Origin of the sequence: Mesorhizobium sp. M0514, from assembly GCF_040321145.1 — a bacterium.
Lineage (GTDB): Bacteria > Pseudomonadota > Alphaproteobacteria > Rhizobiales > Rhizobiaceae > Mesorhizobium.
This window is the reverse complement of record NZ_JAMYQZ010000075.1, coordinates 20,299-30,367: the sequence shown is the minus strand read 5'-3', so window position 1 is coordinate 30,367 and position 10,069 is coordinate 20,299. Positions and strand designations below refer to the sequence as shown.

Here is a 10,069-nt window from a genome sequence, read left to right as displayed (position 1 = left end):
CCGGCTAGCGTCTCGGCCGCGCGCCTGAGACCGTCCTGATTGGACGACGCCAGCCCTGCCGATTGCAGCATCTCGGCGGCCAGCGCCAGCGTCACATCCTCCAGTCGCTTGTCGCGGAGCCTCCCGGTGAGGAAATCGACGGCGTTGCGCACCTCGACCGCGTTGCCGGCAGCCGACGCCAGCGGCTCGTTCATGCCGGTGACCAGCGCCGAGGCCTTCAGGCCGGCGCCGTTGGCGATCTCGACCAGGCTGTTGGCCAGTGCTGTCGCGTCGCGCGACTTCTCCATGAAGGCGCCATTGCCGACCTTGACGTCGAGCACCAGCGACTGCAGGCCGGCCGCGAGTTTCTTCGACAGGATAGAGGCAGTGATCAGCGGCACCGATTCCACCGTTCCGGTCACATCGCGGATCGCATAGAGGCGACGGTCGGCGGGCGCGAGATCGGCGGTCTGGCCGATGATGGCACAGCCGGTCTCGAGCACGGTCTTGCGGAAGCGCGCGATATCCGGCTGGCTGATATAGCCTGGGATGGCATCCATTTTGTCCAGCGTGCCGCCGGTATGCCCAAGGCCCCTGCCGGAGATCATCGGCACATAGGCGCCGCAAGCGGCGACGATCGGCGCCAGCATCAGCGAGACATTGTCGCCGACGCCGCCGGTCGAATGTTTGTCGGTGACCGGACCCGGCAGGTCCGACCAGTCGAGCACATCGCCGGAATCGCGCATGGCGAGCGTCAGCGCCACCGCCTCGTCGCGGTTCATGCCGTTGAAGAACACGGCCATGGCGAAGGCGCCGACCTGGCCGTCCGAGACGCTGCCCGAAGTCACGCCCGCGACGAAGGCCGAAATCTCCTGCGGGGACAGTTTCTGGCCGTCGCGCTTGCGGCGGATGATTTCCTGCGGAAGCATCAGGCAGCGCCCTTCGGCTCCGGCAACCCATCCTGGAACACATGCGCAAGGATCGTCGCCAGCCGTGCGCCGCCGATCGGCGCCATGTCCTTGGTCTCCTGGTGCGACAGTTCCGCCCCGGTCATCCCGGCGGCGAGATTGGTGATCACCGAACAGGCGGCTACGCGAAGCCCAAGGAAGCGGGCGAGAATGACCTCCGGCACGGTCGACATCCCTACCGCATTGGCGCCCATGACGCGCGCCATGCGGATTTCAGCAGGGGTTTCGAAACACGGACCGGAAAACCACATATAGACGCCCTTGTGCAGCGCCGTCCCTGTCGCCTTCGCCGCCCGTTCGATCGCCGCGCGCAAGCCGGCATCATAGGCTTCGGTCAGGCCGACGAAGCGGCGGTCGCTCGGTTCGCCGATCAGCGGGTTGGAGCCGGAGAAATTGATGTGATCGGTGATCAGCATCACCGATCCTGGCAGCATGTCGGGATCGACCGAGCCGGCGGCATTGGTAAGGATCAGCTTGGTGATGCCGATGCCGGCAAGCACCTCCAGCGCCGGCCGCATTGCAGCAGCAACGCCGTGCTCGTAGTAATGGGCGCGGCCGGACAGCATCAGCACCGGCGTGCCGGCGAAAAGCCCCGCGACCACCTCGCCGGCATGGCCAGTCACCCCGCTGCGGGGGAAACCCGGCAGGTCGGCATAAGAGATGCGCACGGCATTCTCGACCTGGTCGACAAGCCCGCCAAGGCCCGACCCCAGCACCATCGCCGTTGTTGGCGCCAACCCGTCCAGTCTTTCAACGAGGTGGTCCAGAGCTTCCTTCATATCAGCCAACTCTCACTTCAAAATGTCGCCACGAAACCCGTAGGGCAGCATGTCGCCCATGGTCACGGTCTCGACCACGCCGGTGTTGTCGCAAAGATAGAGCTTTGTGTCCGGCCGGCAGAATTCCGCCAGCCTTTGCCGGCAGCCGCCGCAGGGCGAGCATTTGGCCATGCGTGAGGCAATGACGGCGATTTCCACAATCTTGCCGCCACCGCCCATGATGTAATGGCCGAGCGCCGTGGTCTCGGCGCACCATCCTTCCGGATAGGACGCGACCTCGATGTTGGCGCCGGTGAAGACACGGCCGTCTTCGGTGCGCAACGCCGCACCCACCGGAAACTTCGAATAGGGCGCGTAGGCCTTGGCCATGGCCTCCTGCGCGGCTTCGAACAGATCATGCGACATCTAGACGTTCTCTCCGACGATCGTGTTCAAAACCCGGCCATTTGCGTTTCCTGGCGCCTTTCGAGCACCAGCCGCATGTTCGACACAGTGCTCCTGGGCGCCCGGATCAACGTTCCTTGACATAGGGCACGCCGCCGGCGCGCGGCGGGATCGCCTTGCCGATGAAGCCGGCAAGCAGGATCACGGTCAGCACATAGGGCAGCGCCTGCATGAACTGCACCGGCACCTTGCCGATCAACGGTAGCGGCGAACCCTGCAGGCGGATCGCCGCCGCGTCGAGGAAGCCGAACAGAAGGCAGGCGAACATAGCGTTGACCGGTCGCCATTTGGCAAAGATCAGCGCCGCCAGTGCGATGTAGCCCTTGCCCGCGGTCATGTCCTTCACGAAGCCGCCATTCTGCACCATCGAGAGGTAGGCGCCGGCAATGCCGGTCAGCACACCGGTGCAGATCAGCGCCCGGTAGCGCAGCCAGGCGACCGAGATGCCGGCGGTGTCGACGGCGGCCGGGTTCTCGCCGACGGCGCGCAGGCGCAGGCCGAAGCGGGTTCGAAACAACACCCACCAGGTGAACGGCACCATGGCGAAAGCGAGATAGACCAGAATCGAATGGCCAGAGAGCAGCTCGGAATAGATCGGCCCAATGATGGGCACATCGTGGATCGCGGCAGCACCAGGCAGAGTGATGGCCTCGAAACGCTCGCCCGGCTGCAGCGCCGGCGTTCGCCCGCCCTGCTGGAACCAGGCCTGGCCCAGAATGATGGTCGAGCCGGCGGCGACGAAGTTGATGGCCACACCGGAGACGATCTGGTTGCCGCGATGGGTGATCGAGGCGAAGCCGTGCACCAGGGCAAAGGCGACCGACATCACGATCGCCATGCCGAGACCGAGGAAGGCCGAATGGAAGACCGAAGCGGCGGCCGCACCTGCAAAGGCGCCGACCAGCATCTTGCCTTCCAGCCCGATGTCGAAAACGCCGGCGCGTTCCGAATAGAGGCCGGCGAGGCAAGCGAGTAGCAGCGGCACCGACAGGCGTATGGTCGAGTCCAGGATCTGCACGATGGCGATGAAGACGTCCATCTCAGGCGCCCTTCCCTTTGACCGCTTCGATGCCGACCGACCTTGGACTGAACGAGGCGAACAGCGCCTGGACGTAGGGCCGGAACATGTGCTCCAGCGCACCGGCAAACAGGATGACCAAGCCCTGGATGATGACGATCATGTCGCGGGAAATCGCCGGCATTTCGAAGGCAAGTTCGGCGCCGCCCTGGTAGAGCATGCCGAACAGGATCGCCGCCAGCACGATGCCGACCGGATGCAGTCGGCCCATCAGCGCCACGGCGATGCCGACGAAGCCGGCGCCGGAGACGAAATCGATCGCCACATTGTGCTGGTCGCCCATCACCGGGTTCAGCGTCATCATGCCGGCCAGCGCGCCCGAAATCATCATTGCGATGATGATGATGCGGGTCTCCGAAATGCCGGCATAGCGCGCCGCTTTCGGGCTGTGGCCATAGGTGCGCATCTCGTAGCCGAGCTTGGTGCGCCAGATCAGCAGCCAGACCAGGAATGCCATGAGCAGCGCCAGCAGGAAGCAGATGTTGAACGGCGCCGAGCGGATCTTGGCGCCGAACAGTTCGATGATCCAGTTGAGTTTGGGCAGTTCGGCGCCGGCGAGGAAGTTGCGCGTCTGCGGCGCCTGCGACGCCGCCGGCTTCAACGGCCCGACCAGGAGGTAGACCATGATCGAGGCCGCGATGAAGTTGAACATGATGGTGGTGATGACGATGTGCGACCCGCGCTTGGCCTGCAGATAGGCCGGAATCAGCGCCCACAGCGCACCGACGGCGGCTCCGGCGACGATCGCCAGCGGAAAGGTCAGCCACCACGGCAGCACAGTGTCGAAGGCGAGGCAGACCACGCCCACGCCAAGGCCGGCAATATAGGCCTGGCCCTCGGTCCCGATGTTGAACAGGCCGCAATGTGCGGCCACCGCCACTGACAGGCCGGTGAAGATGAAGGTGGTGGCATAGAACAGCGTGAAGGCAATGCCGGTTCCCTTGCCGAAAGCGCCCTCGACCAGGATGACGGCGGCACGAAACGGGTTTTCGCCGACCAGCATGACGACGAAACCGGCAACGATGAAGGCCACCGACAGATTGATCAGCGGGACCAGCCCATAATCGGCCCAGGCCGGCAGCTTGGCGTAAGGCGTGCTCACTCTGCCGCCTCCTGGCGATCGACGCCTGCCATCAGCAGGCCAAGCTCGCCTTCGGTCGCCTCGGGGCCACGTTCGCCGACGATGCGCCCGGCAAACATCACCAGGATGCGGTCGGACAGCGAACGGATCTCGTCGAGTTCGACCGACACCACCAGCACCGCCTTGCCCTGGTCGCGCATGGCAATCAGCCGCTTGTGGATGAATTCTATGGCGCCGACATCGACGCCGCGAGTCGGCTGGCCGACGATCAGAACACCGGGATCCTGCTCCATTTCTCGCGCCAGCACGATCTTCTGCTGGTTGCCGCCGGAGAAATTCGCCGTCTTGAGACGCGGATTGCCGGGACGGATGTCGTATTTCTCGATCTTGTCCTTGGCATCGGCCATGATGGCGTCGATGTTGAGGAACGGCCCTTTGAGGTAGCGCGGGTCGTCATGGTAGCCGAGGATCGAATTCTCGTTCTCCTCGAAGGCCAGCACCAGGCCCACATGATGGCGGTCCTCCGGCACATGGGCGAGCCCACGGTCGCGCAACTCGCCGGGATCGGCGGCCCCGGTCAGGTCGATCGGCTTGTCGTCGAGCATCACCGAGCCGGAAACCGCGCGCCTGATGCCGGAAATCGCCTCGAGCAGTTCGGACTGGCCGTTGCCGGCGACACCGGCAATGCCGACGATCTCGCCGGCGCGGATATCGAAGGAGATGTCGTCGACCATGGTGACGCCGCGCTGGTCTTTCACCGTCAGGTTCTTGACTGCGAGCTTGACCGCGCCGGCCTCCGTCTCGCCCTTTTCGACCCGCAGCAGCACGCGCCGCCCGACCATCAGTTCGGCCAGTTCGCCGACTGTCGTCTTGCTGGTCTCGCGCGTCGCCACCATCGTGCCCTGGCGCATGACCGAGACATTGTCGGTGATGGCCATGATCTCGCGCAGCTTGTGGGTGATCAGCACCACCGTTTTCCCCTGGTCCTTCAATTGCCTGAGGATGCGGAACAGATGGTCGGCCTCGGCCGGCGTCAACACGCCCGTCGGCTCGTCGAGAATCAGGATCTCGGCGCCGCGATAAAGCGCCTTCAGGATTTCGACACGCTGCTGCAGGCCGACCGGCAATTCCTCGATGATGGCGTCGGGATCGACTTCCAGCCCGTATTCGCGCTCGAGCCGCTCCAGTTCGGAGCGCGCCTTGGCGATGCTCTTTTTCAACAGCGCATCGCTTTCGGCGCCGAGGATGATGTTTTCCAGCACGGTGAAATTGTCGACCAGCATGAAGTGCTGGTGCACCATGCCGATGCCGAGCGCGATGGCGTCGTTGGAAGTCTTGATCGACGCCGGCTTGCCGCCGACGCGGATCTCGCCGCTGTCGGCCTGGTAGAAGCCGTAGAGGATCGACATCAGCGTCGACTTGCCGGCGCCGTTCTCGCCGACAATGCCGTGGATGGTGCCGCGTGCGATCTCCAGATTGATGTCGCGATTGGCGCGAACGGCGCCAAAACTCTTGTTGATGCCGATCAGTTCGATTGCGGCTTGCGCCATGCAGCCTGTCCCACTCTTATTTTTTATCGCTTGGTCAAAACGCCTAGCATGATGCCCCACCCGTGCCAATTGGCGGCGCAGTGGCCACTCTCGACAAATCCCGGTGCGCTTGTCAATTTCGAACGTGGCCCAGACCTTCACATTCACTAATATGCAAGGCTCAACAGTCGCATCATGCTGCAACTGCGTGCACCAGGACCTGGGGAGTTTCGAATGATCATGCCTGTCGACCGGCTGACGACGCTGGAAATCCGCGCCGCCGAGCAGGAAAAGACCATCGAGGAACTGTCGGGCCAGATCGCCGAGCAGTGGACGGCGATCGAACGCATGCAGCGCAAGCTCGATGCCCTGACCGGGCGCTTCATGGCGCTGGAGGAACAATCGGCACCCGACGTGCCGATAACCAAACCGCCGCACTGGTAGCAAGGAGAAGCCTTTGGCCAGTGAAAGCGATCGCGTTGCGCGGGCGGGCGATTATGTGCTTGGCCTGATGAACGATCGCGACCGCGAACGTGCCGAGCGCGACCTGGAGATCGATCCCGCCTTCCGCGACACGGTGATGCGGCTGGCCGAGCGCATGCATGTCTTCGACCGCACGGGGCGGCCCTCGGGCGACGGCGATCGCTGGCGGCTGATCTCGCAACGCATCGCCGAACTGCCGCAGATGCGTGTGGTCGGCCAGGACGAAGCGAAGCCGGTGATCGGCAGACTGGAGCGGAAGCCCTATGGCGTCGGCGTGCATTCGCTCGGTGGCCGACGCGGCTTCGCTATCGCCATTGCGCTGATGGTGGTGTTTGCGCTGGGTTATCTCTTGGGCTTGTTGTCGACCGGCGGTGCGCTTCTGCCCTGACGTCCAAGGCAATCGCATATGGATTCTTGCGAAGAAGGACCCGCAACGCCGGAACTGCCGATCTCCCCCCTTGCGGGGGAGATGGCCGGCAGGCCAGAGGGGGGTGTGAAGGATCGCCAACCTTGAATGGCTCCAGAATGAACCGTAATTGGCTGTTAGGCCGAGGGACAGCACCCCCCTCTGCCTTGCCAGGCATCTCCCCCGCAAGGGGGGAGATCGGACGTCGCCGGGACCTCCGCCAATCCTCAACGTCCTTTAAAGCCCTCAAACAAAACCGCCGGGCTTTCACCCGGCGGTTCCAAACCTCAGCGCTTACCAATCAATACGGGCAGGCGTTGTCGGCGGTGTAGTCGTGCACCTGGATCGTGCCGGCGATGATGTCGGCCTTGGCCTTTTCGACGGCAGCCTTCATCTCGTCGGTGACCAGCGCCTTGTTGTTGTCGTCCATGGCGTAGTCGACGCCGCCTTCCTTGAGGCCGAGATTTTGCAGGCCGCCTTTGAAGGTGCCGTTCTTGCCGTCCATGAAGGCGGTGTAGACGGCCACGTCGACGCGCTTCAGCATCGAGGTCAGCACCTTGCCGGGCTGCAGGCCGTTCTGGTTGGAATCGACGCCGATGCCGAGCTTGCCGGCATCCGCCGCTGCTTGCAGCACGCCGACGCCGGTGCCGCCGGCCGCGGCATAGACCACGTCGGAGCCCTGGTCGATCTGCGTCTTGGCGATCTCGCCGCCCTTGGCCGGATCGTTCCACGCCGCGGGCGTGTCACCGGTCATGTTCTGGATGACATCGGTCGCACCGGCCGCCTTGGCGCCGCCGACATAGCCGCATTCGAACTTGCGGATCAGCGGAATGTCCATGCCGCCGATGAAGGAGACCTTCTTGGACTTCGAGGCCATCGCCGCCAGGATGCCGACGAGATAGGAGCCTTCGTTTTCCTTGAACACAAGCGAACGGACATTGGGCATATCGACGGCATCGTCGATGATGGCGAAGTTGAGATCGGGATATTCCTTCGCGACCACCTTCAGCGCATCCTCCCAGGCAAAGCCGGCCATGACGATCGGGTTGCGGCCGTCCTCGGCGAAGCGGCGCAGCGCCTGCTCGCGTTGCGAGGCGTTCGACACTTCGAACTCGACATAGGCGGTGCCGGTCTCGGTCTTGAACTTTTCGGCGCCGTGATAGGCAGCCTCGTTGAAGGATTTGTCGAACTTGCCGCCGAGATCGTAGAGGATGGCCGGCTGGACATCCGCGGCGAAAGCCGGAAGAACCATTGCGGTTGCGGCCAGGAGGCCGAGAACGATACGTTTCATGTGATCCACACCCTGTCGGTTATTTTTTTCCGTTACGCGCCGCCCGCCTGCCCGGTTCTCCGGCAGGCATGCGGCATCAGCCAGGAGTGTACTCCCCTCCCGCTCAAGGCAATCTGGCACGGCCCGAAACAAAATTCACGCGGAATTTTGACCTTTTGGAAAAGCATGCCCCCCGTTGGAAAAACATGCCCAATGCGGTGACAGCTGTGGACGATTGCCGCGTTGTCGTCGCAAGTCCGCTGGGACAACCCATCAGCCCGGCGCGAATTCTCCGCCGCGCCGCCGGCGCCGGTAGCCGATCGCATAGAGGATGAAGGCAAGCACCGCGAAGACGGCAAACCCCGGCTGGGCAAGCACCCAGGCGATGCCGCCATCCCATATCATCGGATTGACCTTGGCGCGCACAAAGGTCTCGAAGGCCGCGCGGGTGTCGGGCGAAACCGCCAGCCAGCTCGAATTCAGCGGCGTCATGACCAAAGTGGAAGCCGCCACCGAGCGCGTCGCGTCGAGCACGGCCATGATGACGGCGACCGAGAGTGCGATCATGGCCGCGAGGCGAAACAAAAAACGCAACATCGAAATCTTCCCCGGTCCTCAAGTTCCTCCCGAGGACCTTCCGGTCAAAGGCGAGGAATAGAATGCGCACGCCCGGCGTGCAATCGCCATACGCGAATTTGAAGCCTATCGCCCGCCTATATGGCCACCTTTCGGCTCCGCCGATGGACGAGCCAGACGCCGAGGACGCCGCCGCCAATGGCCCCGACCACCAGCCCGGCAAGGCCGATGAACACCGCGAAGTAGCCGCAGCCGCCTTCGAAACAGCTGATGTCGGTGGCTTCGGCGATCCCCGCGCCAAGCGCGAAGCCGGCGACAGTGCCGACGACGGCGCCGAGGATGATGCCGGCCAACGCGGCGACGATCGAACCAAAGGCTGACGGTGCCTGCGCTTCCGGCCTTGCATAAAAGGCCTTGGCCTCGTCGCGGCGGCGCAGCAGGTAAATGCAAAACAGGCCGATGACGATTTCGGTGGCGGCGATCGCAAGCTCCCTGGCGGAGACGGTGAAATCGGGCACGGTCAGCGCATAGACCTGCTCGGCCAGCCGCCAGGCGATGGTGGTGATCTGCCAGATGGTGAAATGACGCGGAAAGCGCGCGGAACGGCTGAAGGCGAGGCCGAGCAGATAAAGCCCCCACACGATGGTGACGATGTCGAAGGCCAGTCCGCCAAGCACGAAATAGAAGATCCTGTCCGGCACGCCGGAACTCTCGAACAGCCACCGCGCCGAGACCAGCCAGTAGACCGACCATGCCATGACGAAGAGGAGCCAGACCACGGGCACGAAGGACAGCCCGCTGTCCGAACGCCCTGCGGGCGTCAGCCCGCCTGGCATGCCTCCGGCCGGCGTTCCGCTGGCCGGCTGTTCATTGCTCGATGTCATGTCTGGACGTTGCCCTCGCAAAGCCTCCGCCGCACTCGACAGGTGGCGAGGGGCGAAGTCAAGCGCGGCCGGCCCTGCCGCCTTGCCCGTGGAACACCATTCAGAACCGAAGCGCCTTAGAAGCGGAGCCGTTCAACGCCCCGCGAAACGATGCATGGCCGGCAAAGCGAATAGACTGCCGTTATGGCTTGGCATTCGGCGCCGGATCGACTAGATGAGCCCCGCGCCTGTTTAATTGACGGGCGCCGGGAAGGGCATCCGCTGGTTGGCGGTGTCCATCAAGCGGGTCTTCCCGCAAATCCCAAAGGGATGCATCTCCCCAACCCGCGTGGCAAAACCGGCCGGCGCGAATGCAAGGACGGAGAGGTGGCCGAGTGGTTGAAGGCGCACGCCTGGAAAGTGTGTTTACGGGAGACCGTAACGCGGGTTCGAATCCCGCTCTCTCCGCCATCGCCGTTGATTTTATTGTATTTTTTGACTATTTATCGATCTGCCATAACCGAGGAAACTCGACGGTAGCAACTCTTCGGAACCTTGCCCAGCCGGATATCTTGAGTCTCGTGGCGGCGGAGCATTTGTTTGTCCCTCACAG

11 protein-coding genes and 1 tRNA gene are annotated in these 10,069 nt (G+C 63.7%); 3 read left to right on the top strand and 9 right to left on the bottom strand.

Translation table 11 applies throughout. From position 1 onward, the window contains the following. From NKI61_RS25000 to NKI61_RS24975, 6 genes are all read right to left on the bottom strand, one after another. A partial coding sequence (locus NKI61_RS25000) for a thymidine phosphorylase (RefSeq protein ID WP_352841383.1) occupies window positions 1-908 on the bottom strand: 908 nt, incomplete at its 3' end. Beyond that, on the bottom strand, window positions 908-1,726 hold the full coding sequence (locus tag NKI61_RS24995) for a purine-nucleoside phosphorylase (protein WP_023686468.1): 819 nt from the start codon (window positions 1,724-1,726) through the stop codon (window positions 908-910). The genes NKI61_RS24995 and NKI61_RS25000, both read right to left, overlap by 1 nt. 12 nt (window positions 1,727-1,738) lie before the next feature. Further along, window positions 1,739-2,131 (bottom strand): cytidine deaminase, encoded by a 393-nt coding sequence (gene cdd / locus NKI61_RS24990; protein ID WP_023683183.1) that lies wholly within the window; start codon window positions 2,129-2,131, stop codon window positions 1,739-1,741. 106 nt (window positions 2,132-2,237) lie between these two features. After that, window positions 2,238-3,209 carry an ABC transporter permease gene (locus NKI61_RS24985; RefSeq protein ID WP_023683182.1) on the bottom strand — a complete coding sequence of 324 codons (972 nt, stop codon included), beginning with the start codon at window positions 3,207-3,209 and terminating at the stop codon, window positions 2,238-2,240. Window position 3,210: 1 nt separating this feature from the next. Then, window positions 3,211-4,350 carry an ABC transporter permease gene (locus NKI61_RS24980; protein WP_023747101.1) on the bottom strand — a complete coding sequence of 380 codons (1,140 nt, stop codon included), beginning with the start codon at window positions 4,348-4,350 and terminating at the stop codon, window positions 3,211-3,213. Further along, entirely contained in the window at window positions 4,347-5,879 is a 1,533-nt protein-coding gene (locus NKI61_RS24975; RefSeq protein WP_023747100.1) for an ABC transporter ATP-binding protein, read from the bottom strand. Before NKI61_RS24975 ends, NKI61_RS24980 begins: the two co-directional genes overlap by 4 nt. 216 nt (window positions 5,880-6,095) lie before the next feature. Between NKI61_RS24975 and NKI61_RS24970 the strand changes: the two genes are divergently transcribed. Together NKI61_RS24970 and NKI61_RS24965 are read left to right on the top strand one after the other, a co-directional pair. Continuing rightward, window positions 6,096-6,302, top strand: coding sequence for a SlyX family protein (locus tag NKI61_RS24970; protein ID WP_196813821.1), 207 nt, complete (start codon window positions 6,096-6,098; stop codon window positions 6,300-6,302). Between the two features lie 13 nt (window positions 6,303-6,315). Continuing rightward, window positions 6,316-6,729, top strand: coding sequence for a hypothetical protein (locus tag NKI61_RS24965; protein WP_352499055.1), 414 nt, complete (start codon window positions 6,316-6,318; stop codon window positions 6,727-6,729). Between the two features lie 319 nt (window positions 6,730-7,048). On the opposite strand, the gene NKI61_RS24960 is transcribed toward NKI61_RS24965, so the two are convergent. The 3 genes from NKI61_RS24960 to NKI61_RS24950 form a co-directional block, all read right to left on the bottom strand. Beyond that, a complete protein-coding gene (locus NKI61_RS24960) occupies window positions 7,049-8,038 on the bottom strand; it encodes a BMP family lipoprotein (protein WP_023683177.1) in 990 nt (329 codons plus the stop codon). 252 nt (window positions 8,039-8,290) lie between these two features. Further along, the gene (locus tag NKI61_RS24955; protein WP_023683176.1) at window positions 8,291-8,614 is read right to left on the bottom strand and encodes a hypothetical protein; all 324 of its coding nucleotides are present in this window, start codon (window positions 8,612-8,614) and stop codon (window positions 8,291-8,293) included. Window positions 8,615-8,730: 116 nt separating this feature from the next. Continuing rightward, entirely contained in the window at window positions 8,731-9,477 is a 747-nt protein-coding gene (locus NKI61_RS24950; protein ID WP_023707593.1) for a hypothetical protein, read from the bottom strand. Between the two features lie 360 nt (window positions 9,478-9,837). Between NKI61_RS24950 and NKI61_RS24945 the strand changes: the two genes are divergently transcribed. After that, a tRNA-Ser gene (locus NKI61_RS24945) sits at window positions 9,838-9,927 on the top strand. Window positions 9,928-10,069: the final 142 nt, after the last annotated feature.

Excerpts from the sequence above, each read along its gene's own strand:
- NKI61_RS24985 (WP_023683182.1), bottom strand. The coding sequence starts at position 3,209 with ATGGACGTCTTCATCGCCATCGTGCAGATCCTGGACTCGACCATACGC.
- NKI61_RS24955 (WP_023683176.1), bottom strand. The coding sequence starts at position 8,614 with ATGTTGCGTTTTTTGTTTCGCCTCGCGGCCATGATCGCACTCTCGGTC.
- NKI61_RS24995 (WP_023686468.1), bottom strand. The coding sequence starts at position 1,726 with ATGAAGGAAGCTCTGGACCACCTCGTTGAAAGACTGGACGGGTTGGCG.
- cdd (WP_023683183.1), bottom strand. The coding sequence starts at position 2,131 with ATGTCGCATGATCTGTTCGAAGCCGCGCAGGAGGCCATGGCCAAGGCC.
- NKI61_RS24950 (WP_023707593.1), bottom strand. The coding sequence starts at position 9,477 with ATGACATCGAGCAATGAACAGCCGGCCAGCGGAACGCCGGCCGGAGGC.
- NKI61_RS24975 (WP_023747100.1), bottom strand. The coding sequence starts at position 5,879 with ATGGCGCAAGCCGCAATCGAACTGATCGGCATCAACAAGAGTTTTGGC.
- NKI61_RS24960 (WP_023683177.1), bottom strand. The coding sequence starts at position 8,038 with ATGAAACGTATCGTTCTCGGCCTCCTGGCCGCAACCGCAATGGTTCTT.